The 25,988-nt window shown below is 44.1% G+C and carries 20 protein-coding genes; 8 read left to right on the top strand and 12 right to left on the bottom strand.

Annotated features, from left to right (window positions below; genetic code table 11):
- Positions 1-25 precede the first annotated feature (25 nt).
- From PNC201_RS06400 to PNC201_RS06385, 4 genes are all read right to left on the bottom strand, one after another.
- Positions 26-421 carry a DUF1801 domain-containing protein gene (locus PNC201_RS06400; RefSeq protein ID WP_102056530.1) on the bottom strand — a complete coding sequence of 132 codons (396 nt, stop codon included), beginning with the start codon at positions 419-421 and terminating at the stop codon, positions 26-28.
- Positions 422-813: 392 nt separating this feature from the next.
- Positions 814-2,229, bottom strand: a complete 1,416-nt coding sequence (locus PNC201_RS06395; protein ID WP_102056529.1) for an FAD-dependent oxidoreductase — start codon at positions 2,227-2,229, stop codon at positions 814-816.
- A gap of 9 nt (positions 2,230-2,238) precedes the next feature.
- The gene (gltB, locus tag PNC201_RS06390; protein ID WP_102056528.1) at positions 2,239-6,696 is read right to left on the bottom strand and encodes a glutamate synthase large subunit; all 4,458 of its coding nucleotides are present in this window, start codon (positions 6,694-6,696) and stop codon (positions 2,239-2,241) included.
- Between the two features lie 612 nt (positions 6,697-7,308).
- The gene (locus PNC201_RS06385) at positions 7,309-7,653 is read right to left on the bottom strand and encodes a Grx4 family monothiol glutaredoxin (protein WP_010375406.1); all 345 of its coding nucleotides are present in this window, start codon (positions 7,651-7,653) and stop codon (positions 7,309-7,311) included.
- 386 nt (positions 7,654-8,039) lie between these two features.
- Here PNC201_RS06385 and PNC201_RS06380 point away from each other — a divergent pair, with 386 nt between their 5' ends.
- The 4 genes from PNC201_RS06380 to PNC201_RS06365 all read left to right on the top strand — a co-directional run bounded on the left by PNC201_RS06380 (position 8,040) and on the right by PNC201_RS06365 (position 13,562).
- Complete coding sequence (locus PNC201_RS06380) at positions 8,040-8,621, top strand: Fe-Mn family superoxide dismutase (protein ID WP_010375405.1); 582 nt, start codon at positions 8,040-8,042, stop codon at positions 8,619-8,621.
- 185 nt (positions 8,622-8,806) lie between these two features.
- Positions 8,807-10,729 carry a PrkA family serine protein kinase gene (locus PNC201_RS06375; protein ID WP_010606431.1) on the top strand — a complete coding sequence of 641 codons (1,923 nt, stop codon included), beginning with the start codon at positions 8,807-8,809 and terminating at the stop codon, positions 10,727-10,729.
- Between the two features lie 25 nt (positions 10,730-10,754).
- On the top strand, positions 10,755-12,038 hold the full coding sequence (locus tag PNC201_RS06370) for a YeaH/YhbH family protein (RefSeq protein ID WP_102056527.1): 1,284 nt from the start codon (positions 10,755-10,757) through the stop codon (positions 12,036-12,038).
- An 18-nt stretch (positions 12,039-12,056) separates the two neighbouring features.
- On the top strand, positions 12,057-13,562 hold the full coding sequence (locus tag PNC201_RS06365) for a SpoVR family protein (protein WP_010606429.1): 1,506 nt from the start codon (positions 12,057-12,059) through the stop codon (positions 13,560-13,562).
- Positions 13,563-13,728: 166 nt separating this feature from the next.
- On the opposite strand, the gene PNC201_RS06360 is transcribed toward PNC201_RS06365, so the two are convergent.
- The 4 genes from PNC201_RS06360 to tnpA all read right to left on the bottom strand — a co-directional run bounded on the left by PNC201_RS06360 (position 13,729) and on the right by tnpA (position 16,261).
- Entirely contained in the window at positions 13,729-14,028 is a 300-nt protein-coding gene (locus PNC201_RS06360; RefSeq protein WP_102056526.1) for a DUF4870 domain-containing protein, read from the bottom strand.
- Positions 14,029-14,052: 24 nt separating this feature from the next.
- On the bottom strand, positions 14,053-15,528 hold the full coding sequence (gene tnpC / locus PNC201_RS06355; protein ID WP_102057852.1) for an IS66 family transposase: 1,476 nt from the start codon (positions 15,526-15,528) through the stop codon (positions 14,053-14,055).
- 89 nt (positions 15,529-15,617) lie between these two features.
- Positions 15,618-15,962: an IS66 family insertion sequence element accessory protein TnpB gene (tnpB, locus tag PNC201_RS06350; RefSeq protein WP_102056525.1), complete on the bottom strand. Its 345-nt coding sequence runs from the start codon at positions 15,960-15,962 to the stop codon at positions 15,618-15,620.
- Positions 15,959-16,261, bottom strand: coding sequence for an IS66 family insertion sequence element accessory protein TnpA (gene tnpA / locus PNC201_RS06345; protein ID WP_102056524.1), 303 nt, complete (start codon positions 16,259-16,261; stop codon positions 15,959-15,961). Before tnpA ends, tnpB begins: the two co-directional genes overlap by 4 nt.
- A gap of 537 nt (positions 16,262-16,798) precedes the next feature.
- On the opposite strand from tnpA, the gene PNC201_RS06340 reads away from it, so the two are divergent.
- Together PNC201_RS06340 and PNC201_RS06335 are read left to right on the top strand one after the other, a co-directional pair.
- Positions 16,799-17,458 (top strand): hypothetical protein, encoded by a 660-nt coding sequence (locus PNC201_RS06340; RefSeq protein WP_102056523.1) that lies wholly within the window; start codon positions 16,799-16,801, stop codon positions 17,456-17,458.
- On the top strand, positions 17,440-17,925 hold the full coding sequence (locus PNC201_RS06335; protein WP_102056522.1) for a DUF2269 family protein: 486 nt from the start codon (positions 17,440-17,442) through the stop codon (positions 17,923-17,925). The genes PNC201_RS06340 and PNC201_RS06335 overlap by 19 nt, the downstream gene beginning before the upstream one ends.
- A 148-nt stretch (positions 17,926-18,073) precedes the next feature.
- Here the strand turns inward: PNC201_RS06335 and PNC201_RS06330 are convergent, their stop codons facing one another.
- Both PNC201_RS06330 and PNC201_RS06325 read right to left on the bottom strand, forming a co-directional pair.
- Complete coding sequence (locus PNC201_RS06330) at positions 18,074-19,048, bottom strand: sensor domain-containing diguanylate cyclase (RefSeq protein WP_010375394.1); 975 nt, start codon at positions 19,046-19,048, stop codon at positions 18,074-18,076.
- A gap of 2 nt (positions 19,049-19,050) precedes the next feature.
- A complete protein-coding gene (locus PNC201_RS06325) occupies positions 19,051-20,055 on the bottom strand; it encodes a response regulator (protein ID WP_010606424.1) in 1,005 nt (334 codons plus the stop codon).
- Between the two features lie 201 nt (positions 20,056-20,256).
- On the opposite strand from PNC201_RS06325, the gene tpx reads away from it, so the two are divergent.
- Positions 20,257-20,838 (top strand): thiol peroxidase, encoded by a 582-nt coding sequence (tpx, locus tag PNC201_RS06320; protein ID WP_102056521.1) that lies wholly within the window; start codon positions 20,257-20,259, stop codon positions 20,836-20,838.
- Between the two features lie 95 nt (positions 20,839-20,933).
- Here tpx and htpG read toward each other — a convergent pair whose 3' ends face one another.
- Entirely contained in the window at positions 20,934-22,847 is a 1,914-nt protein-coding gene (gene htpG, locus PNC201_RS06315) for a molecular chaperone HtpG (protein ID WP_010606422.1), read from the bottom strand.
- Between the two features lie 166 nt (positions 22,848-23,013).
- Positions 23,014-23,613 carry a recombination mediator RecR gene (recR, locus tag PNC201_RS06310; protein ID WP_010606421.1) on the bottom strand — a complete coding sequence of 200 codons (600 nt, stop codon included), beginning with the start codon at positions 23,611-23,613 and terminating at the stop codon, positions 23,014-23,016.
- A gap of 270 nt (positions 23,614-23,883) precedes the next feature.
- Here recR and PNC201_RS06305 point away from each other — a divergent pair, with 270 nt between their 5' ends.
- A complete protein-coding gene (locus PNC201_RS06305; RefSeq protein WP_102056520.1) occupies positions 23,884-25,959 on the top strand; it encodes a M13 family metallopeptidase in 2,076 nt (691 codons plus the stop codon).
- The last annotated feature ends 29 nt before the right edge of the window (positions 25,960-25,988 follow it).

The following is a 25,988-nucleotide window of genomic DNA, read 5'->3' as shown; positions in this document are numbered from 1 at the left end:
TTATCAGGCTGATTGCTCCTGTTGATTAACGCGCAGCGTTATACCGAATTGCTGCGCGGATCAATGTACAGAAATGGGCTTCATTGATGGTGTCCTGCTGTTTTATATCAATCGCCCGTCGAGTGTTACCTGCAAACCCTGTATTGAATAACTGGTGCTCATCTTCAAACTTTGCACCGTATGCAAAGGTAAGTTTGACCTTATCTTTGTATACTTCGCCCGTGCAGATCATGCCAGCTTTTGACCAGACAGGCACTCCTGTTGGGTTGCTTGGCTTACGCCACTTGATATCTTCTTCTACCTCTTTATCAACACTTAGGATCAGACTTCTGACCTGCTGCAATACCACTGCACGCCAATCGTTTACACTCGCTATCTTTGCAGTGACCGCATCAGCGCCTGAGTTTATTGTTTCATTCATGATCTTTCCTTAACACTATTGATAAATACATGTTGAGTAAAATTAAGTTAGTGGCTAACAAGGGCCTGTTGACCTTTGCTGTTTGATTTTTGTTCTTCTGAGTGCGTTTTGGTCGCGACGCTCAACTTGCCGCCTAGTAATCTAGGTAAAAGTTGAGCAACAATGAACAAAGCACACTCAGGTGAACCCAAAGGGCAGCGCTTGATTGGCATTTCTACTGTGTTATCGCCTGACTCACATAGAACAACTATGCTACGCAGACTCTGCCTTGTATAAACACCAATCAAACTGCTGCAAAAACAAACTTAAAAGATAAACAGTCCCTACGCAAAATTCAAATAAAAAACCCCAGCTACAATGAATGTAGTTGGGGTTTGTGAACGACAAAAGCGTTAAACTTCTAAATAGTCCAAAATGCCTTCAGCGGCGTTGCGGCCTTCAAAAATCGCCGTCACCACTAAATCAGAACCTCGTACGGCGTCACCACCAGCAAAGATTTTCGGATTACTTGTTTGATGTGTAAATGCGCCTTTTTCTGGCGCAACAATGCCGCCCCAGTGATTTATTGCGACATCGTATTGTGCTAACCAGTCAAGGTTGTGAGGCTTAAAACCAAATGCCATGATCACCGCGTCAGCTTCTAGTGTATGCTCAGAGCCTTCCACGGTTTCAGCACTACGGCGACCATTTTTGTCAGGTTCACCTAATTGTGTTTTCACCATTTTAACGCCCGTGACTTTACCTGAGCTGTCGACCTCAATACCAACTGGCTGTAAATTGAATCTAAATTCAACCCCTTCTTCTTTGGCATTTTTAACTTCTCGAACGGAGCCTGGCATGTTTTCTTCATCACGACGATAAGCACAGATCACGGATTGCGCATGTTGTCTGACTGACGTTCTAACACAGTCCATCGCTGTGTCCCCACCACCTAGTACCACCACGCGCTTACCAGCCATGTTCACATAGTTATGCTGACTTTCGTCATAGCCCATAACTCGGTTGGTGTTACCAATCAAAAATGGTAGCGCATCATAAACACCATCGGCATCTTCATTTTCAAGATTGCCTTTCATGCTTTGGTACGTCCCCACACCTAAGAATACCGCGTCGTATTGCGACAATAACTCGTCCATTGAAATATCACGACCAACCTCGGTATTGAGTTTAAACTCAACGCCCATTTCGGTGAAAATCTCGCGACGGTTTTCCATTACCGATTTTTCTAATTTGAATGACGGGATCCCAAAGGTCAGCAAACCGCCAATTTCAGGGTTGCGGTCATACACCACTGGGCGCACGCCGTTTCGCACTAGAATATCCGCACAACCAAGTCCCGCCGGGCCCGCACCTATGATTGCGACTTTCTTATCGGTCCAAGTAACGTAAGAAAGATCAGGCTTCCAGCCCTGTGCAAACGCCGTATCGGTAATATATTTTTCAATATTTCCTATGGTCACTGCACCAAACTCTTCGTTCAGCGTACACGATCCCTCACAAAGCCTATCTTGCGGACATACTCGCCCACACACTTCAGGCAAACTATTGGTACGGTGAGATAGCTCCGCTGCCTCAATGATTCTGCCCGTACGAATAAGTTTGAGCCATTGCGGAATATAGTTGTGAACTGGACACTTCCATTCACAATACGGGTTACCACAATCTAAACAACGGTCGGACTGTGAATGAACTTGCTGCTCAGAAAATGGCTCATAAATTTCAACAAAAGATTGCTTACGCGTAGAAATAGGCTTTTTGCGCGGATCTACACGTTGTACATCGATAAATTGGTAAACGTTCTCGCTCATTGCTCTCTCCTACTGCGCCTGAATTCTTAGCTCAGCGCTACTACGCGCTCGGTGGCCAAGTAAACTGTTTAAATCGCTCGACTTTGGCTTTACCAATTTAAACATTGGCAAATACAACTCAAAGTTAGCTAAGATCTGCTCAGCTCGAGTTGAGCTCGTTAAATCTAGATGCTCTGCAATCAAACCGCGTAGATGCTCTTGGTGCGATGCCAGCGCTTTGAGGTCTACCAGCTCGACCAACTCAGGGTTGATCCGCTTATCAAAATCACTTTCTTCATCAAGTACATAGGCAAAACCACCGGTCATGCCTGCGCCAAAGTTAACGCCAACTTGACCAAGCACACACACCACGCCTCCCGTCATGTATTCGCAACCATTATCACCAAGCCCTTCAACAACCGCTTGTACACCCGAGTTACGTACGGCAAAACGCTCGCCTGCTCGGCCTGCAGCAAACAATTTGCCGCCAGTCGCGCCATATAAACAGGTGTTACCAATGATAGCCGCCTGATGAGAGGCAAAGCTTGAGCCGACAGGAGGACGCACGACTAGCTTTCCACCAGCCATCCCTTTACCAACGTAATCGTTAGCATCACCGACTAATGTCATTTCAAGGCCACCGGCGTTCCAAACCCCAAACGATTGCCCTGCTGTACCATGTAACTCAAGTGCGATTGGATCCGCTGCCATACCTTGGTTACCATGCTTGCTGGCGATATAACCAGACAACATTGCACCGATAGAGCGATCCGTATTGGATATACGGCTCACCAGCGAGATACCTGTCATTTCGTCGATTGCCGTCTTCGCTTTCGCAAGTAAGCTTTCGTTCAACGCACCACTGTAATGTGACGGATTAGTATGCGTGCAGTACAGCGCTTCATTTGACGGATTGTTCGGCTTCGCTAGAAGCGGACTCAAGTCGAGCTTTTTCTGCTTCGCAGTATTACCTTCAATGGCTTCAAGTAAATCCGTTCTCCCAATCAAATCGGTGAGTTTTGTGACTCCCAAAGCCGCCATCAGTTCACGAGCCTCTTGTGCAATAAACTTAAAGTAGTTCATCGCCATTTCTGGCAATCCGTGATAATGCTTTTGACGCAGCGTATCATCTTGCGTAGCAACACCGGTTGCACAGTTATTAAGGTGACAGATCCGCAGGTATTTACAGCCAAGCGCAACCATAGGGCCGGTACCAAAACCAAAGCTCTCAGCACCCAAAATTGCCGCTTTAATAATATCTAATCCGGTCTTTAAGCCGCCATCTGTTTGCAACCTAATGCGGTGGCGTAGACCATTTTCAACCAACGCCTGTTGCGTTTCAGCAAGGCCAAGCTCCCATGGGCTACCTGCATACTTTACCGATGTCAGCGGACTCGCCCCAGTACCACCGTCATAACCGGCAATGGTAATGAGATCGGCATACGCTTTAGCAACACCAGTCGCAATCGTGCCGACACCGGGTTCTGAAACCAGTTTGACCGAGATCATCGCTTCAGGGTTGACCTGTTTGAGGTCAAAAATAAGCTGAGCTAAGTCTTCAATCGAATAAATATCGTGATGCGGCGGCGGCGAAATCAAAGTAACACCAGGAACCGAATAGCGTAACTTCGCGATATAAGGGGTGACTTTTTCACCCGGCAGCTGACCCCCCTCGCCCGGCTTTGCCCCTTGCGCAACTTTGATTTGAATAACGTCAGCTGAACGCAAATAATGTGGTGTCACACCGAATCGGCCAGAAGCAACTTGCTTAATACGCGAATTCTTTTCTGTACCAAAACGTAGCTTATCCTCACCACCCTCACCAGAGTTAGAGCAACCGCCGAGGCGATTCATCGCAATCGCTAACGCCTCATGTGCCTCCGGAGATAAAGCCCCGATACTCATTGCGGCCGAGTCAAAACGTTTGTATAGCTCGGTCGCAGGCTCAACATCGTTGATGTCGATTGCTTGTTGCGCCGTATTAAGCTTAAGCATATCTCGCAAATTCGTAATTGGACGGTTATTTACCAGCTCCGAATATTTAACGTAGTCTTGATAGTTACCCGAACGAACTGCGGTCTGCAAAGTTTGCACGACATCAGGGTTATAAGCATGGTATTCACCACCATGCACATACTTTAATAATCCACCGTGTGATAGTAGTTTACGCTTGCTAAATGCCAATTTATTGAGTTGTTGTTGCTCCAAGGCAAAGTCGTCAAAACACGCACCTTTAATACGGTTTGCAACTCCTTTGAAGCACAATTCAACCACCTCATCGGATAAACCGACGGCTTCAAACAACATCGAACAACGATAGGAAGCAATGGTGCTGATCCCCATCTTCGACATGATCTTGTATAAACCTTTGTTAATCGCGCCGCGATAAGACAGAGTCACCTCGCGGTAAGACTTTTTAATGATCTTCTTATCACACATTGCCACAAGGGTTTCGTAGGCCAGATAAGGATAAATCGCTGTTGCGCCAAAACCTAACAGAACAGCAAACTGGTGCGGATCTCTCACGCTACCTGTTTCAACCAAAATATTGGTATCGCAGCGCAGGTTGCCATCCACTAGTCGCCTTTGTACTGCCCCCACGGCCATCGCCGCTGGGATAACTTGTTTACCTGCAGCAATTTCTCGGTCACTGAGCACTAACATCACGCACCCGGAGCCTGCTTTTGCAACAGCCTCATCACAAATACGCTTGATTGCATCTTGCAAAGACTCTTCAATCTCGTAAATCAATGAAATTTTACACGCACAGTAATGGTCATCATCGGCGGTTAATAGCTGCTGCATATCAGAATAAGTCAGTACCGGCGAGGCAAACTGCAACCGTTTAGCATGACCTGTGGTTTCGTTGAAAACGTTTTGCTCGCGACCAATACAAGTCGCCAGTGACATTACATGATTTTCTCGTAACGGATCGATTGGCGGGTTCGTGACCTGAGCAAACTTCTGGCGGAAATAGTCAAATATCGAACGGTGTCCTTCAGATAGCACTGCAAATGGCGTATCGTCACCCATTGAACCAGTTGCTTCTTGGCCATTTTCACCCATCACGCGAATAACTTGGTCGAGCTCTTCGTTGGTATAACCAAACTGCTTCTGATAGGTCAACAAGGTTTCATCGTCAAGATCGCGCTTGCCAGCCGCTTTTTCATCTAGTGCTTCAAATGGCGTTAAACGCTTAACGTTTTGCTCAAGCCAAGTTTTGTATGGATGCCTGGATTTCAAATCTTGATCGATTTCATCGGACTGCCAAATCTTGCCATGTAAGGTATCAACCACCAGTAATTCACCGGGACCCACGCGACCTTTTTCGATAACTTCATCTGGCGCGTAATCCCAAATGCCCACCTCTGAGGCAAGCGTAATAAAGCCGTCTTGTGTGATCACATAACGGGCAGGACGAAGACCGTTGCGGTCCAAATTACAGGCAGCAAAGCGCCCATCAGACATCACGATGCCAGCTGGTCCATCCCACGGTTCCATATGCATGGAGTTAAAGTCATAGAATGCGCGTAAGTCTTCATCCATGGCGCGATTTTTCTGCCATGCAGGTGGCACTAACATACGCATAGCGCGGAATAAGTCCATGCCACCAGCTAAAAATAGCTCTAGCATGTTATCTAAACTAGACGAGTCAGAACCCGTTTCATTGACAAACGGTGCCGCATTTTGCAAGTCTGGTAACAACGGTGACGCGAACTTGTAAGCTCGTGCTCTCGCCCACTGACGGTTACCTTCAATAGTATTGATCTCACCATTGTGAGCTAAATAGCGGAACGGTTGCGCCAACGGCCATCGAGGCTGTGTATTGGTTGAAAAGCGCTGATGGAATACACAAATCGCACTGGTCATCCGCATATCAGCCAGATCCGTATAAAAATTCGGTAAATCCGCTGGCATCATTAAGCCTTTGTAGATAGTCACTAAACCAGACAAACTACAAATATAAAACTGCTCATCTTGTTCTAAACGCTTTTCGATGCGTCGTCTTGCTATATATAGACGACGCTCTAAATCTTTAGGACGCCACCCTTCAGGCGCACCGACAAAAACCTGTTTAAACTGCGGTAATTGTGCTTTAGCAATAGGTCCTAACATAGATGGATCGGTGGGTACTTCACGCCAACCTATGAGCGTCAATGTTTCTTTTTCTAATTCTTCACTGATCACTTTCTCAGCCGCAGCTGCAAGCTCATGGTCCTGATTTAAAAATAGCATACCTACCGCATAGTTTTTGCCCACATGCCAATCGTTTTCAGCTGCGACGGCACGGAAAAAACTATCCGGTTTTTGTAATAACAGTCCACAACCATCACCGGTTTTGCCATCTGCAGAAATACCACCTCGGTGCTGCATGCGGTCCAAACCTGTGATTGCTGTACGGATCAATTTGTGACTTGGCTGACCGCTTACATGCGCAATCAAGCCAAATCCACAGTTATCTTTTTCTAATTTTGAGTCGTATAACATAGACTCCTCCCCTTGCTACAACGGCCAGCCCATGACGGTACGACGAAATGCTGGCAGATATTCAAAATTAGCCTTGATTGAAAGTAGAGTCAACACAAATATGAATACATATTCATAAACTTGAATATTTCTCATTGGTAAGACAAGTTAGCCAAAATCGTAATAAATTTGCCACTTTGAAAATAGTGAATATAAATTTGTAAAATGACACCGGTATCACGCCAATAAGAATGCAATAAAACATAATCAGCAATAAACGTTTACGTAAACGTAAACCACACAAAAAATGAATAATTATTCACTTTTTGAATTTTATAAAACTCAATATCGGAGCGCGTTCGATTACACTGTTTATATAGGTATGCAAAACAGAGCGCGTTTTTAGCTTGACGCTAACGTCAACTTAAGTTGATAAAAATAAGCGAGTAGCTCTGAGTTAGATAAGCGCGGATAGCGTTAATGAAAGTGTCGATATCATTAAATTCAATGAACTGCCGGTTTTCAACCAAACAGCAGACAAAAAGACTTGCTAAGAAAAGTAGGTAGGAAGATATTAGAATATTTTAGAAAATAAAGCATGGCAGAGTATCTACTCTGCCATTAGCGGTTAGCTTATTCCGCTGCTGCTTCGTCTTTCTTATATTTAGCTGCTGTTTCAGCAATAAGAGGTTGAAGCTCACCCTTTTGGAACATCTCAATGATGATGTCACAACCACCGATTAACTCACCTTCTACCCAAAGCTGAGGGAAAGTTGGCCAGTTCGCATAATGCGGTAGTTCAGCACGAATGTCTGGATTTAATAAAATGTCAACATAAGCAAACTGCTCACCACACGCCATCAAAGCCTGAGATGCCTGCGAAGAGAAACCACAGTTAGGGAGTTTTGGCGACCCTTTCATATATAGAATAATTGGATTTTCTTCGATCTGCTGTTTAATCTTGTCAATAGTTTCCATTAGTTACCTCAAAATGACGTTTCATCCAATGCTTATCAATATTTAGTTTAGCATCGGCGTTTTAGCTTGCTACTCACCTTAACAACACCTGTTGCATTCATAATGCCAAACTTTAAGCAGCGATAGAACCTTAGCTGCCATGGCTAAAATAAGCATAACCGCCTGTCACGATGTTCTACGCTTTGACTTCTATTCGGCATATGTTCACAAAGAATGTGTATTATAAGTCATTAAGTCACTGGCACGCATTGCTGTTTGCCAAAACTTGAGTAAAATAGTCAGGAATTATAGTATCACTATATAGGCCAATGGTATAGAAAAGTGGGCTGATGTTAGCTACCTTTCGTATGCGTTATTGGCAAATCAACCAAAAAATGGAGATTAATATGGCATTTGAACTACCGTCACTACCTTATGCACTAAATGCTCTTGAGCCGCACGTTTCTCAAGAGACGCTAGAATTCCACCACGGTAAGCACCACAACACATACGTTGTAAAGCTTAACGGTCTTATCGAAGGTACTGACTTTGAAGGTAAATCACTAGAAGAGATCGTATGTAGCTCTGAAGGTGGTGTTTTCAACAATGCTGCTCAAATCTGGAACCACACTTTCTACTGGCACAGCCTTGCGCCAAATGCAGGTGGCGAACCAACAGGTAAAGTTGCTGAACTAATTAATGCAAAATGGGGCTCATTCGCAGCATTCCAAGAAGCTTTCAACGACAAAGCAGTTAACAACTTTGGTTCAAGCTGGACTTGGTTAGTACAACTAGCTGACGGTTCTCTAGATATCGTTAACACTTCAAATGCAGCAACGCCGCTGACTGAAGAAGGTGTTACACCTATCATCACAGTTGACCTGTGGGAACACGCTTACTACATCGATTACCGTAATGTTCGTCCTGATTACCTTAAAGGTTTCTGGGCACTTGTTAACTGGGATTTCGCAAACAGCAACCTAGCTTAACATCAACTATCAGTATTGATGCAACAATGGGGCGCAACAGCGCCCTTTTTTATGTCTGTAACTCAACATTAATACATAAAAAATCTAGTTTTTTTTGGGTATTCTTCATATCGCGACTAAGCTTTAAGTAACCTTTCCAAATCTGTGATCCGCAAACCACACCAAGTAGCTTATTGGAGGTCGTTATGACAATATTTGAACATTATCAGGCCAGATATGAAGCCGCGCAAGAAGAAGAGTACACCATCGCGGAATTTCTTGAAATTTGTAAAAATGACAAATCAGCCTATGCCAGCGCACCTGAGCGACTTCTGATGGCAATAGGCGAACCAGAAATGATCGATACGTCGAAAGATGCCAGACTTAGCAGGCTGTTTTCGAATAGAGTAATAGCTCGATACCCTGCCTTCAATGAGTTTTACGGTATGGAGGATGCCATCGAACAAATCGTATCGTATCTCAAACATGCCGCACAGGGGCTTGAAGAGTGCAAACAAGTACTCTATTTACTCGGCCCGGTAGGTGGTGGTAAATCGTCTATCGCAGAAAAGCTCAAGTATTTGATGCAAAAGGTGCCGGTTTATTCTTTAAAAGGCTCACCCGTTAATGACCACCCGCTTTGCTTGTTTAGCCCACAAGAAGATGCTGACCTACTTGAAAAAGAGTACGGCATTCCTGGGCGCTATATTAAAACGATCATGTCTCCATGGGCGACCAAACGCTTACATGAGTACAATGGCGATATTACGCAATTTAAGGTCGTAAAACGTTACCCTTCCATTCTTGATCAAATTGCTATCGCGAAAACGGAGCCTGGGGATGAGAACAACCAAGATATCTCAGCACTGGTGGGCAAAGTAGATATCCGTAAACTGGAGCATTTCGCTCAAAATGACCCCGATGCCTATGCGTATTCTGGCGCGCTATGCCTTGCGAACCAAGGTTTGATGGAGTTTGTCGAGATGTTTAAAGCACCCATTAAGGTGCTACACCCGCTACTAACTGCAACCCAAGAAGGCAACTACAATGGTACGGAGGGTATTTCCGCCCTACCATTTAGCGGCCTAATACTTGCTCACTCTAACGAATCTGAATGGCAAACCTTTAAGAACAATAAAAACAACGAGGCATTTTTAGACCGTGTTTACATCGTTAAAGTGCCTTATTGTTTACGCGTGTCCGAAGAGGTCAAAATTTACGAGAAACTTATTGAAAATAGTGAGCTCAGGGAAGCCCCCTGTGCGCCTGGCACTTTAGAAACTTTAGCGAAGTTTTCAGCACTGTCTCGGATTAAAGAGCCAGAGAACTCCAGTATCTATTCAAAAATGCGGGTGTACGATGGTGAAAGCTTAAAAGACACAGATCCAAAAGCTAAGTCCTATCAAGAATACAGAGACTACGCTGGCGTGGACGAAGGCATGAGCGGCCTCTCAACTCGCTTTGCCTTTAAGATCCTCTCTCGTGTGTTTAACTTTGACCATAGTGAAGTCGCAGCAAACCCAGTTCATTTATTTTATGTACTTGAGCAACAAATTGAGCGCGAACAATTTAACGCAGAAGTACAAGAGCGCTACCTAAGCCACCTTAAAGGGTATCTAATTCCGCAATATGTCGAATTTATTGGTAAAGAGCTACAAACAGCTTACCTTGAGTCGTACTCTGAGTACGGCCAAAACATTTTTGACCGCTATGTTACCTATGCAGATTTTTGGATCCAAGATCAAGAATATCGTGACCCAGATACTGGCCAACTGTTTGATAGAGCCGCACTTAACGGCGAGCTGGAAAAGATTGAAAAGCCAGCCGGTATTTCCAATCCCAAAGATTTCCGTAACGAGATAGTCAACTTTGTTTTAAGAGCAAGAGCCCATCACAATGGTGACAATCCAGTATGGACCAGCTATGAAAAACTAAGAACGGTTATCGAGAAGAAAATGTTCTCTAATACCGAAGACTTACTCCCTGTGATTTCGTTTAATGCAAAAACCTCTGCCGAAGATCAGAAGAAGCACGAGGACTTTGTCAATCGTATGGTTGATAAAGGCTATACCCAAAAACAAGTTCGCCTACTTTCAGAATGGTATTTAAGAGTTAGAAAGTCACAGTAACTTGTTAGTATGAAGAGGGTGTTATATGGCGCATTTTATTGACCGCCGTCTTAACGGCAAAAATAAGAGCACTCTGAACCGCCAACGTTTTATCCGCCGCTACAAAAAGCAGATAAAGAAAGCGGTTTCAGAGGCCATCAACAAACGTAGTGTGACTGATATCTCCAGTGGCGAAAGCATTTCTATCCCACAACGAGATATCAGCGAGCCCACTTTCCATCAGGGAAAAGGGGGTGACAGAGAGCTCATTCACCCAGGTAACGATCAATTTTCAACGGGCGATCGGATCCAGCGCCCTCCTTCTGGGCAAGGCGGTGGGTCAGGTGATGGCGAGGCAAGTAACCAAGGCGAAGGACAAGACGACTTTGTATTTTCTATTTCAAAAGACGAATACTTAGACCTATTGTTTGAAGACTTGGAGTTACCCAATTTACAACAAAGCCAGTTAGATAAATTAATGCAATTGAAAACGCATCGAGCTGGCTTTTGTAATGATGGTATGCCTAGTAACCTAGATATTGTACGTAGTTTAAAAGGCTCAATGGCACGCCGCATTGCGATGACCTCGAGTAAACGCCGAGAGTTAAGGGATTTGGAGGAAGAACTGGCGAATATGCTCGCTGAACCGGTTCCTCCTCAACAAAAAATCAATGATATAGAACTGCGGATCCAAGTGCTAAAAGAGCAAATAGCCGCGGTGCCTTTCATCGACAATTACGACCTACGCTTTCGTAATTACGAAAGGCGTCCGCACCCCACCAGCAAAGCGGTCATGTTTTGCTTGATGGATGTGTCTGGCTCAATGGATCAAGCCACCAAAGACATGGCAAAACGTTTTTATATTTTGCTCTATCAGTTCTTAACCCGCACTTATAAAGATATTGAGGTAGTCTATATCCGCCACCATACCCAAGCAAAAGAAGTAGACGAGCAAGAGTTTTTCTACTCGCAAGAGACAGGTGGCACAATTGTCTCTAGTGCGCTGAAATTAATGGATGAAATCATTCAAGAGCGTTATGCCCAAGGCGATTGGAATATTTACGCAGCACAAGCCTCTGACGGTGATAACTGGGCAGATGATTCTCCACAATGCACCCAAATACTCTCTAACAAACTACTTAAAATTGTCCGCTACTATGCATATATAGAGATAACGACCCGTGCACACCAAAGTCTGTGGCGGGAGTATCAAGGAGTAGCCAACTCCTTTGACAACTTTGCTATGCAGCACATTCGAGGTGTAGAAGATATTTACCCTATCTTTAGAGAATTGTTCAAGAAGAACAAAAATAAGCAAAGTGCGGCATAATTTTTGGAGGGTTGCGCGATGACATATCAGCCAATTGACGATGGTCCAGATTGGACCTTTGATTTACTTGATACTTATCATCAGGAAATTGCTCGTGTAGCTGAGCATTACAGACTTGACACTTACCCAAATCAAATTGAGGTGATCACAGCTGAGCAGATGATGGATGCCTACTCAAGTGTGGGCATGCCAATTGGTTATGCACATTGGTCGTACGGTAAAAAATTTATCCAGACTGAGCAAACCTACAAACGAGGTCAAATGGGTCTTGCCTACGAGATTGTGATTAACTCTAATCCTTGTATTGCGTACTTAATGGAAGAAAATACCATGCCTATGCAGGCACTGGTAATGGCGCATGCGTGCTATGGTCATAATTCTTTCTTCAAGGGTAACTATCTATTTAAAACCTGGACAGACGCATCATCCATCATTGATTACTTGGTATTTGCTAAAAATTATGTCGCCAAATGTGAAGAAAAGTACGGTATTGATGAGGTAGAAAACCTGATTGACTCTTGTCATGCGTTAATGAATTACGGGGTTGATCGATATAAAAGGCCGCAACGGATCTCTATGTTTGAAGAGCAAAAACGGCAAAAAGAACGGGAAGATTATTTGCAGTCCCAAGTTAATGAATTATGGCGAACCATTCCTAAAGGTGAAGATGAAGAAACCGACAACCGTGCTCGTTTCCCATCGGAACCTCAGGAAAATATACTGTATTTCATCGAGAAAAATGCCCCATTGTTGGAGTCTTGGCAACGCGAGATTATTCGTATTGTGCGTAAAGTATCACAGTACTTCTACCCGCAAAGACAAACTCAAGTCATGAATGAAGGCTGGGCTACATTTTGGCATTACACTATTTTGAACCACTTATATGACGAGGGAAAACTAAGTGATTCCTTTATGTTGGAGTTTTTACAAAGCCATACCAATGTTGTGTATCAACCGCCATACAATAGTAAATTTTATTCAGGGATAAACCCCTATGCGCTCGGCTTTAATATGATGGTCGATATTCGCCGTATATGCGAAAACCCAACGGAAGAAGACAAACAATGGTTCCCGGAATTTGCGGGGAGCAACTGGCTAGATACACTGCATTTTGCGATGCAAAATTTTAAAGACGAGAGCTTTATCAGCCAATTTTTATCTCCAAAACTCATGCGCGACTTTAAGCTTTTTACGATTGTCGACAAACAAAAATCTCCGCACTTAGAAGTTGGCCCTATTCACGACGAAATGGGTTATCAACAACTTCGCAGTGCCCTTTCAGCGCAGTACAACTTGAGTAACCATGAGCCTAATATTCAAGTTTATGACGTCGATGTACGGGGAGATCGTTCACTTACGCTAAGGTATGTACCGCAAGGCGGGATCCCACTTGCCGCTTCAAAGCAAGAAGTGATAAAGCACCTCTACCGCTTATGGGGATTTAAAGTGAAACTTGAACAAGTAGATGAAAATGGCAATATTGAGCAGATAGCTCAATGCCCTGAAGAGGAAAGTGAATCGTAACTCTGTTGGTTTGACTTAGGAGCCGGCAAACAGGTTGTATTTGCCGTGACTCCTTGCTAATGCTTAGACTCTTTAGCTGCAACTACTCTACAGTGAGGTGTGTTATTAAATTCTAGACTGCACGTAAACACTTCCAACTGCAGAGCTTCGCTATTCAAAGTGCCGGTTACTTAAAAAAATTGAAGCTAAGTGGATAAATCCATACTTCCCCATTATTGGCTTTCATCGCAGCAATGATGGCAAATATAATATTAAGAATAGCTAACACAACGAACCCTAAAATACCAACCGCGACAAAAACTAAAATACCGCAAATTATGGAATAGATGATTAAGCTAATTAACCAGTTAATAGTGGCTTTTCCGTGTTGGTCGATTGTTTCGCTTTTATCCTTATTGGTTGCCCACATAACCACCGGTAATACAAGCCCTAGTCCCGGAGCAACAAAGCTCGCCAGCTGGCTCAAATGTAAGCGTACGGCTAACTACACCTAGAGGCTAACATGCCAGGGCAGTAAACTGTCGATATCGTACTGTGGCTGGGCTAATTCGTTTAAGCAATGCATCACATAATCGAATGGGGTGTGGCCGTTTGCTCTGGCTGTTTCGATCACGCTGTAGAGGATTGCGCTACTCTCAGCGCCACTTGTGGTGAAGCTAAACAGCCAGTTCTTTCGCCCTATGACGAACGGTTTGATAGCGCGCTCTGCCCGGTTGTTGTCTATCTTTAGATGTCCGTCATCGAGGTAGTGAATGAGTTTCGGCCACTGCCTTAGCGTATAGTGGACGGCCTCGCCCAGCTTCGATTTTGGTACCACCGTTTGTGCTGATTTATCTAACCAGGTTTTAAACTGGGCCAGCAGCGGTGCGCTTTGTTGTACCCGTGCAGCCTGCCGCTCCTCTGCGCTTGCTGTTTTGTTTGCAGTCTCAACTCGATATAACTTTTGAATATGGTTGAGCGCCCAGTTCGCTTTACCAGTTTTACCCTTGGCCTGCGCATCTGCGGCTTCTTTGAACTTGCGTCTTGCGTGCGCCCAGCAACCAACCAGTGTCGCCTGCGTTTGCTCATAGCCTGCATAGCCGTCAACTTGCAGATAGCCGTTGTAGCCCTGTAAAAATGCCACAGGACAGCGACCCGCACGACTATTCTGATAGTCGAACAGGGCAATATTGGGGATGCTTTCCTCTGCCACAGGCGAGTCCGTGCCGCTGCAATACAGCCACATGTAACCGGTCTGTTTGTCTTCTTTCACCACCTTAACCGTGGTTTCATCGCCGTGCAGTACCGGTTGCTGTAGCAACACTTCGTGCAGCCTGTCATAGAGCGGCTTGAATAAACTGGCGCAGCGGATCACCCAATCCGCCATGGTTTGCCTGCTCAGTGCGATACCATATTGTTTGAACAGGCTTTCCTGCCGATACAGCGGTAAGCCATACTGATATTTACTGGTGATGATCTGGCTCAGCAAACTGGCCGTGGCAATACCTTTCGGGACCGGGCTCGGTGGGACTGGGGCTTGTTTTATCTCAACCCGGGTTTGTGTTTTTTCACAGTGCCGGCAGCTGTATTTTGGTCTGACATGTTCGATGACTTTGACCTGGGCCGGGATAAACTCCAGCTTTTCGCTCACATCCTCGCCCATTTTGTGCAGCTCACCGCCACAGCAGTCACATTGTTTGTTGTCGATGTCATGCACAACACGTTCGCGGGGCAGATCTTTTGGCAGTGGCTGACGTGTCGGCTTTTTGCGCTGATATTCGATGGTTTCCACGTCTTGCTCAGGTGCTTCTTCAACCAGCGTTTCGGCTTCATTGAACAAGTCAGCTTGTGCAGGGTGCGACTCACTGCTGGCCCCGAAGCGTTTTTGCTGGGCCAGTCTGAATTGTTCTTCGAGGTAGTTATTACGCGCCTGAAGCTGAGCAATGATCTGCTTCAACTGCTGAGGATCATCAGGCAGTTTATTCATTTCTTTCATRCAGTCTACTGTATCAACAGAGTAACTGTTTTTAAATTAATAGCTTAGATTAATTCGTGATCTAAAAACCCCTGTTATGATCATACGTTATAACCATAGCTGAGCGGCTTGTGGGCAATGACCGATAAGCCAGACAATAACCACTGCCATTGTTCGGCGCTGAGTGTAATGACGTCATCGTCTTCTTTGTCGGGCCATTTAAACTTGTCTTTTTCAAGGCGCTTGTACCACAAGGCAAAGCCGGTTTTATCCCAATATAACACCTTCAGCTTGTCCTTGTTTTTATTGCAAAACGCAAACACCTGACCGCTCATCGCGTGTGCTGCCATTTCTTGCTCAACAATCGCCGAGAGGCCATTGATGGATTTACGAAAGTCTACTGGCTGGCGGTGCAAGTAAACAGACTCATTGTGCCAGCAGATCAAGACAGCGCCCTGAGCAGTGCAGCCAACCACAGAGCATCTGTGTTTGATGGCAACAACACCGTATTCTGACCATGCTTGAGCTGTAACAACTCAGGCAGAGAAACGGACTCAGATGCAGCAGGCTTAGCGGCAATAAAAGATGACTCAGGTGGTTTTTTAGTGCGAAGTTTACTTCGGCGATTATAAAAAGACTTGGTACTAAGGTTGTGCTGCGTGCAGAAGTCAGTGACAGACAAACCACTGAGTTCCTGTTGTTCGATAAGTTGCAGCCATTGCTCTGCGGTTTTGTGTTTAGGCATGGTCAGCTCCGAATTGAGGTCAGAGTTGTACTTTATAGGCTGAGCGTATTCAGTAGCTAGGTGTGGTTCAGGCGACGCTTACGCTCAAATGTAATAACATACAGTATGTATTTAGCGGCATCCCCCAGTATTCATCATTATCGTTCATTTTTCATTCCCTTTTATTGTTGTAAGTGATTACGCATTTCAAGCAAGTGTTTCATATTGACTGAAGTCTATGGAATTCATTCCTAATGAGTTAAAATCATTTAAGGAACTACTATTCACCTGCCTCATCTTAAAATCAATGGCTAAAGACCTCTAATTGAGAACTCAACTCTCCACTCCTCCATTAAAGCTAGATAAGCCATGATTTACAAGTCTTTTGATATCGAGAGCATGAGCGTAGACATCACAACTCCGGTTAACCGCTATAGTTTAAAGAAAAGGGTTATTCAATTTTCACCGAGTAAATAATGTCTATTCAGACTAAGACTTTACCAATTTTGGGTATAGATTTAAGATGAACCAAAGGACTCTAATCCAGACATAAAACCAATGGATCAATACAAAACCAAATTTGTTGTTGTTTATCTAATTGCTGCAATAATTACTGCGGCATGCCTTTTAATGAATGGACCGATGCGTCCTGGCTTGCCTCTTGATAATACGGTAATAATGCGTATGGAGTTTATTGCCGAAAACTTAGTATTGTGGCAGTGGTCTTGGATAGCTTGGATGTTCTCTGCACTAGGTCTTTTAGTATTTAGTGTTATTTTAGCAGATGAGCTCAAAGCAGACTTTAGAAAGCGTGTTGCCCTGCTATTAGTCGCATTGGGTGTGGCCCCAGATCTCATTGCTGAAGTGATTTATGCCTTTGTTTTACCAAAAGTAGTTCATTTAGCCATGGGCGAATCTGTATTTTTACTGTTTGAGCATATTGCAACCCATCTAACCGGTTACTTAGGTAATGGCCTTTATAATTTAGGAGGGCTTACGTTAACCTGTCTAGCCATTAAGCAAGGTATATTTAAAACATGGGTGTCAGTGTGGGGGGTCACCGCTTGGATTTTAGGTTTATTGCTGTCTGTATCTATCGCTGCTGGTCAACTTAAAGCTGCTGAGATATTTACTGCATCAAGCATGACTCTTAGTACACTTTGGATGATTATCTTTGCACATCAAGTTTTGAGGCCTAGATGGAATACGCAATCTTAAAATTAGTGCACATAGGCGCCTTGATTTTTTGGCTCGGCCCAGCTCTTGGTGCTTGGCTTGTGTTAAAAGCAATAGAAAATGAAAATATAGGACCGGTGACCGCGAAGGTGGCTCATGTATTTTTTCTTATGGTCACACTGGAACATGTAGCATTTATTGTCCTCTTATTAACAGGCTTTTCTATGGCTTTTTTAGCTGGATGGTTTACATCTCCATGGCTCCAGCAAAAGCTACTTGTGGTCGGTCTCGTGATTATCCCGTTAGAGATTGTGGATATTTTCTTGGGAAATTGGTTAGCAGCAAAGGCATCTAAAAGTGTCCACTTGGGCATTGCAAGCGCTCAGCAACGGCGTTGGTTAGCGCTCTACCACGGCCCTTTTACTAAACTTGCACTCTTAACCATACCGGTTTCAGTCGTTATCGTGATGTATTTAGCGGTGAGTAAGATGCCACTTTTATCACTTTAATTCGCGGAATAACCGAACGATACTGTTGATTTGTCTAACAGACCGCTGTTCATTCCACACCGATACTAAAAAGTTAGTGGGGTAAGAATTATAAAGTGGCAATATGAATAGAACCGCATCGCGCTAAAGTCACCATATAAAGATAAATTTACTCGCTGGCCATGTCTTCAGAGTATACAGTTACCCGATTTCTTCCGCCCTCTTTAGAAACATACAAAGCGCTGTCCGCGGCTTCAATCCATTGCTCATGTTTTTCAAAAGACTCTTCGTACACGGCAACACCAAGGCTAACCGTAATCTTTATTTGTTGTTCATCGTAGTAAATAGATGAGTTTTCTATTAACGAGCGCAGTCTTTCGGCGAAAGTGATTGCACCCTTTACGTCTGTGTCGAGCAAAGTCACTGCAAACTCTTCACCGCCGTAGCGGCCTGCAGTGTCCGTTTCGCGTAGTGTTTTGCGTAGTAAGTCAGAGATATGGCGGATTGCCTCATCTCCACCACTGTGCCCGTATTCGTCATTGATACGCTTAAAGTGGTCAATATCAAACATAAGCAATGCACTTTGGCCTTGATTACGTTTCAAGCGTTTAAACTCTTGCTTTAGGCTTTCTTCCCAAAAGCCGCGATTATGCAACTGCGTTAAACTGTCTGTTCGGCTAATTTTTTCTAATTGTTTATTCAACGACTCAAGCTCTAACTTGTTGATTGCTTCGTCGGTTACATCGTATATGATCACACAAATATGCCCTACATCCCCCGTCACTGTGGTCAATGGGATGAAAGTTGCATTCTGATACATATAATCCGCTTTGCCTGTGATAGGTCGATAATTTTTGAATCGGAAAATATACGGCTGCTGCTCCCAAATGGTAAACGACCGATTTTTTAGCACGAATACAGGCTCAGCTTTTGATCTAAACCATTGCTCATCAATACTTGGGAACAAATCAAAAATGTCTTTATCTTTAACCGCACTCGGTAACAAACCAGAATGATTTTCCATAAAACCATTCCATATACATACCTTGTAGTCGCGATCGAGTACCACCAAGCCAACATCTACGGTGTTAAACATATCCATTAACCAATGGATTTCATTCATATCAAAATCGGCTGCAGGCATAGTTAATCATCCAATAAATAGGCTACTTTGTATTTTAATGTTTTAAGTGAGTCTTCTGTGAATAACAGCATAAGGTCACAGTTAATGTTGTGATGCTCAATGCCATAGCTAATCTCTATAGCTAGCGTTCTTTGCCATCTCGCCTTGTTGGCTTTCACAAGCTCAGCAACATCACAATGTTGACCAAGCACCACGGGGTGGCCTTGACTGAAAGACATATCGAGCTGCTTAGATAGTCCCGTTAAAATTGCGCCAATCAAGATATTGCTAATATCCATTAGGAGCTCGAGCTCAACTTTGGTATTAAGATCGCCATGATAATTCATCAAAGATGCGATCTCTTTGAAACTAGAATCATTGAGCAGTAGTAGCGCTTCTCCGGAAACACCACCGCCAATAAAGCCTTGGCAAACGCCCGACGTAGTTGCGCTAGCATCAATTGCTTGCAGTGCCATATGCAGCTCATTGACTTCGAGCACGTTGACGTTTGGAATAGGTAATTCAACGAATACGTTTAGCAATCGCGCCAACAAATCCCCCGCCTGCCCCATAGCAACGTTGGTAAGCTCTTGATAGATATCACGGATCTCAGGGTCTAGCTGCTCACCAAGTTTATGAACCAAGCTTTCTCTGATTGCTTTGTCTTTTATTCCATGATGCTCAATAATTTCAGCAAGCTTAGCTGCATCACAGGGCTTACGGATAAAATCAATAGCGCCAAGTTCTATCACTCGTTGGTGCGCATTAGGCTGGATGTCGCCGGAAACAACGACAGTAAGCACAGATAAATCTTGCTCGGTAATGGCCTGTAGCACTTCATAGCCATCCATCTGCGGCATATTTAGATCAAGGAATAGAATCTCTGGAGAAAGTGCTTTTATTTGTTTAATACAGTCGAGTCCATTCTCTGCAAATTCTACTTTAATATCCCAGTCGTCTGGCAATGAACGCGCCAGCTGCCGACGGGCAAGTTTTGAATCGTCACAAATTAGGACTAGTGTTGACATACAAGCTCTCTTTCTGTTTCCCATGCGTATCGGCACGATGTCGGGAAGTTTTAGTTATAATTATGAGATTAAAGCTTAAAATTGCGACATATGTTAATAAAACGACGCCATCTTGACAATCTAAATGTCACTTAAGCTTGGTTAGTTACTGTCAGTATAATACACTCAAATCAATTAAGTTAACTTCAAAAGGAATACTTTATGCTGAAAGCGTTAGTTTTAGCGAGTGGTCTGTTTAGTGCGGTATCATTGGCTTATGATTTACCTGAAAACTCGGTAGATATGGGCAAGGTAAAAGCACAAGGTAAAGCGGTGGTATTACTTGGTAATGGTGTAAAGCAAGGTCAGGCTGCACCGGATTTTAAGGTTGCCGATGCTGACTTCAGCCCAGTTACCCTGAAAGACTTTGAAAGTCGTGCAATTTTAATTAGCGTTGTTCCAAGCCTAGATACTGGTACTTGTAGCCTACAAACAAAACATTTTAATGAGAAAGTAGCAAGCCAATTTCCTGATGTTGCCATGTTGACGATTAGTGCGGACTTGCCGTTTGCGCAAAAGCGCTTTTGCAAAGCAGAAAATATCGACAAGGTTAAAACATTATCAGACGCCGTATGGCATTCTTTTGGTGAAAATTATGGTTTGTTGATTAAAGATATGGGCCTGCTCAGTCGCGCGATTTTTGTGCTAGACAAGGAACACAAGGTTGTTTACAAGCAGCTGGTAGAAAATTTAGCAAAAGAGCCAAACTACGAAGAAGTCGTTGGCGCACTGAAGAGTCTATAGCCTCACTATATACTCTCATCAATAAATACAACAAAGCCGGTCACTTAACAACGACCGGCTTTTTCAATTCGTTATACCAATTTACTTCATTAATTTTACTTTTGTAGATCTAGCATTAGCTTATTAAGACGGCTTACAAAGCCCGCTGGATCTTTCAGGCTACCACGCTCTGCAAGCATTGCTTGGTCTAGCAGTACTTCTGCCCATTGTCCAAACTTGTCTTCGTCTTGTTCGTTATTCAAGTGCTTAACCAATTGGTGCTCAGGGTTAAGTTCAAATACCGGCTTAGACTCAGGCACGGCTTGACCCACCTGCTCCATTAGCTTTTGCATCTGAGAGCTCATGTCGTGATCGTCTGCAACCACACACGCAGGAGAATCTGTTAAGCGGTGCGTAAAGCGTACTTCTTTCACTTTATCGCCAAGTGCTGTTTTCACGCGCTCAACTAGGCCTTCAACTTCTTTCTCACTTTCTTCGTGTGCTTTTTTCGTCTCTTCGTCATCCATATCACCTAAGTCAAGATCACCACGCGTGATTGACTGAAGTGGCTTCTCGTTGAATTCAGTGAGGTGGCTCATCATCCACTCGTCAACACGATCCGACAACAGTAAAACTTCAATGCCTTTCTTACGGAAGATTTCAAGATGCGGTGAACTCTTTGCTGCTTCAAAGCTATCAGCCACAACATAGTAAATCTTATCTTGGCCTTCTTTCATGCGCTCAATGTACTGCTCAAGAGAAACATTTTGCGTTTTCTCGTCAGTATGTGTAGAGCTAAAGCGCAATAGTTTTGCAATAGCATCTTTGTTTGCGAAATCTTCAGCAGGACCTTCTTTGATCACATTACCAAATTCATTCCAGAATGCTTGGTAATCTTCTGGTTTGTTTTTGCCCATACGCTCAAGCATTTTAAGTACACGAGATGTACAGCCTTTACGAATAGCTTGAGTGATCTTGTTGTCTTGTAGGATCTCACGAGATACGTTAAGCGGTAAATCGTTAGAATCTAGTAAGCCTTTAACAAAGCGCAGGTAGCTTGGCATAAACTGCTCGGCGTCATCCATGATGAACACGCGTTGTACATAAAGCTTAAGGCCAGCTTGACGCTCACGATTGTATAAATCGAAAGGTGCCTTTTTAGGGATATAAAGTAGGCTGGTGTATTCAGTTTTACCTTCTACTTTATTGTGTGCCCAAGTGAGTGGCTCTTCCCAATCATGACCAACATGCTTGTAGAACTCTTTATATTCTTCTTCGCTGATCTCTGATTTATCACGAGTCCAAAGTGCTGTGGCTTTGTTGATCGCTTCCCACTCGCCAGGTTGCGCTTCAATTTTCTCGCCATCTGGGCCTTCAGATTCAGGAACTGGGTCTTTATAAAGTTCAACAGGAATTGAAATGTGATCTGAGTATTTAGTCACAATACCGCGAAGGCGATAAGTTTCAAGGAACTCACTCTCTTCTTCACGAAGATGTAGTGTGATCTCTGTACCACGCTCTGCTTTTTCGATTTCAGCAATCGTGAAGTCGCCTTCACCTTGCGATTCCCATTCAACCGCCTCTGACTCACCCGCTTTACGCGTACGAACCGTTACTTTATCAGCAACAATGAATGCAGAATAGAAACCAACACCGAACTGACCAATCAGCTGTGAATCTTTTGCTTGGTCGCCAGTTAGGTTTTTAAAGAAATCAGCTGTACCTGATTTTGCGATGGTACCTAATGAGCTGATCACTTCGTCACGCGTCATACCAATACCATTGTCAGAAATGGTAATGGTTTTTGCATCTTTGTTTACGCTTAAGCGAACACGTAGCTCCGCGTCACCTTCGTAAAGGTCACCATTTTGCAAAGCTAAATAACGTAGTTTGTCAGCCGCGTCTGAAGCGTTAGATACTAATTCGCGTAAAAAGATCTCTTTGTTTGAGTACAAAGAGTGGATCATTAGGTTTAATAATTGTTTGACTTCTGTTTGAAAGCCTAATGTTTCTTTTTGAGCTGCGGACATTGTTCTCTCCAATATAAGCAATTAATGCAGTGTTCTTTATCAATATGCTAGGTATATGGGGGAGGAGAAAAAACTTTCAAGAGACTGAACAAAATTTTTAACAAATCGCCCTATTTTTTAGATTCAATTGCTCCAAAAACAGGGCTTTTAGCAAGAAGCGTTAAGATTAGAGCTTCTTACGCCCGCTAAACGCATGCATTAACGTCATACCGTCTACAAGGTCAAGCTCACCGCCGACAGGCATACCATGGGCAATACGTGACGCTTCAACCTGATACTTATGACATAACTCAGAAATATAATGTGCCGTTGCCTCGCCTTCCACCGTTGGGTTTGTCGCTAAGATAACTTCATTAATATTGCCAGCACTTAGCTTACGCTCAAGGACATCAAGGCCGATTTCATTAGGGCCAATTCCATCCAGAGGCGATAAATGCCCCATCAGCACAAAATACAAGCCATTAAATTGGCCCGTTTGCTCTATCGCCAATACGTCCGTTGGTGATTCAACCACACAAAGCAGCCCTGTGTCTTGGCGCTTGATACTTTGGCAAATATCACACACCTCAACCTCACTAAATGTTCGGCAGCTTGAGCAATGACCGATGGCTTGCATCGCATGAGTAAGGCTTTGCCCCAGTTGGCTGCCGCCCTCTCTGTCTCGCTCTAATAAATGAAAGGCAATACGTTGCGCAGACTTAGGCCCAATGCCAGGTAAACAACGCAGCGCTTCAATAAGCGCCGTTAAACTTGGTGATAATTGCATAAATTCGTTTCTTGTGGCCCATGCAGTGCAAACGCACCGATAACAATGCCGAAATGATAAGGGATATTTCTATTGATTTAAAGCTTGAAGCAATTTCAATTCCCTTCACGCATTGTGAAGTTTAAAAACGCATTTACCATGAATTTTTCAACAATTCGACTCAAATGCTTGCAGCAAACAGGTATTCGCTCGACAATGGTTCCATTCCCGATAGTAAATACAATAGGACGACTGTCGGGCTCACTTCTCGAACTAGATAGAGACTACATAATGAAAAAAACGATAATAGCAAGTGCACTTGCAGCCGTTATGCTGACGGCTTGCTCTGAGCCACAAGTCACAACAAGTGAAACCCAAAAAACAGAAAACGCAGCGGTAGCCACTGGTAAGGCCGAACTTGGCAACTTTGGTGTTGACCTCAGTGCACGCGATGAAAGTGTAAAACCAGGCGATGATTTCTTTATGTACGCCAGCGGCACTTGGTACAAAAACTACGAGATGCCAGCAGACAAAACGCGTTTTGGTGCATTCTCTGCACTTGCTGAACGCAGTGAAGAGCAAGTAAAAACCATTATCGAAGAGATTGCTAACGGTAAAAACCTAAACGCCGAAGAGCAGCTAATTGCCGATTTTTACAATGCTTATATGGATGTTGAAACCCTAAATAAGCTTGGTATTAAACCTATTCAGCCACTACTTGCTGACATTGACGCCATTAACAACACTGACGGCCTCACCAAAGCATTCGGACAATCTTGGTTAACTGGCGTAAATGCGCCGATCGGCGGCGGTATGTGGTTTAACCGTCTAGACCCAAATAAATATGAGATGTCGATGGGTGCTGGCGGACTTGGACTACCAGATCGCTCTTACTATTTAGAAGAGGCTGAGCGTTTTGTTAAAACTCGAGAAGCATACGTTACGCATATTGCAGATATGCTTAAATTTGCGGGTAAAGACAAGCCGACTGAGCGCGCAGAGGCCATTCTTGCACTTGAAACTAAAATTGCTGAGGGACACTGGCCACGTGAAAAACGCAGAAATCGCGACCTGACATTAAATCAAGTCAAACGTGACGAACTAGCAACACAGTACCCAGGCTTTAATTGGGATTTATATTTTGCTGAAACAGGCTACAAAGTGCCTCAGCTAAATATGTCTCAGCCAGAGCCGATTAAAGCAATGATTGCGCTTATCAACTCTGAAGACTTGGCCGTCTGGAAAGACTATCTAACTTATCATGCAATTAGCGGCAATGCGTCGCTGTTGTCTGAAGATATCTTCAATACTAACTTTGAATTTTATGGCAAACATTTAAGTGGTCAACAAGAACCACGTGCTCGTTGGAAACGCGCAATAAGCGAAATGTCTGGCACTACGTCGCTTGGCTTTGCAATTGGTAAAGTTTACGTTGCCCGTTACTTCCCAGAGTCTTCTAAAAAACAAATGTCAGAATTGGTTGAAAACCTACGCACCGCGCTTGGTGAAAGGATTGAAAGCTTAGACTGGATGGGGGAAGAAACAAAAGTAAATGCTCAAGCAAAACTTGCCGCATTTACGCCTAAGATTGGCTACCCTGATAAATGGCAATCATTTGATGGGTTAACCTTAACCCGCAATAACTTAATGACGAATGTGAAAAACCTACGTGAGTTTTTCCGCAATGACAGTATCGCCAAAGAGCTTGAAAAAACCGATCGTAACCGCTGGGGTATGACACCGCAACGCGTAAACGCCTACTACAACAGCTCGTTTAATGAAATCGTTTTCCCTGCGGCAATTTTACAACCGCCATTCTTCGACCCAAATGCAGATCCTGCAGTAAACTACGGCGGTATTGGCGCGGTGATAGGCCACGAAATGGGCCACGGCTTTGACGACCAAGGCTCAAAATCCGATGCCAATGGTATTCAGCGTAACTGGTGGACCGATGCTGACCGCGCTGCTTTCGAAGAAAAAGCAGACAAGCTCGCGGCACAATACAACAAATATGAGCCTATTGAAGGTAACTTCGTAAACGGTCGTAACAGCCTTGGCGAAAACATCGGTGACGTAGGTGGCCTTGCAATGGCTTACCATGCTTATAAACTGAGCCTAAACGGCAAAGAAGCACCTGTGATTGATGGCTTGACTGGCGACCAACGTTTCTTCCTTGCCTGGGCACAAGTATGGAAAGAAAAGCGTACTGAGCAAAGCATGCTAAACCAACTACGCGCAGGTACACACGCACCGGGTCAATTTAGAGCCCTTGCGCCTCGCAACCATGATGCATGGTATAAAGCGTTTGACGTTAAACCGGGCGACAAACTGTACCTAGCACCTGAAGAACGCGTGCGTATTTGGTAATAACTTAAATCCCAAAGCATAACCTGCCG

Origin of the sequence: Pseudoalteromonas sp. NC201 (assembly GCF_002850255.1) — a bacterium.
In the GTDB taxonomy this organism is placed as follows: Bacteria; Pseudomonadota; Gammaproteobacteria; order Enterobacterales; family Alteromonadaceae; genus Pseudoalteromonas.
Note: the sequence above shows the minus strand (reverse complement) of the source record. Positions and strands in the feature narration are given on the sequence as shown.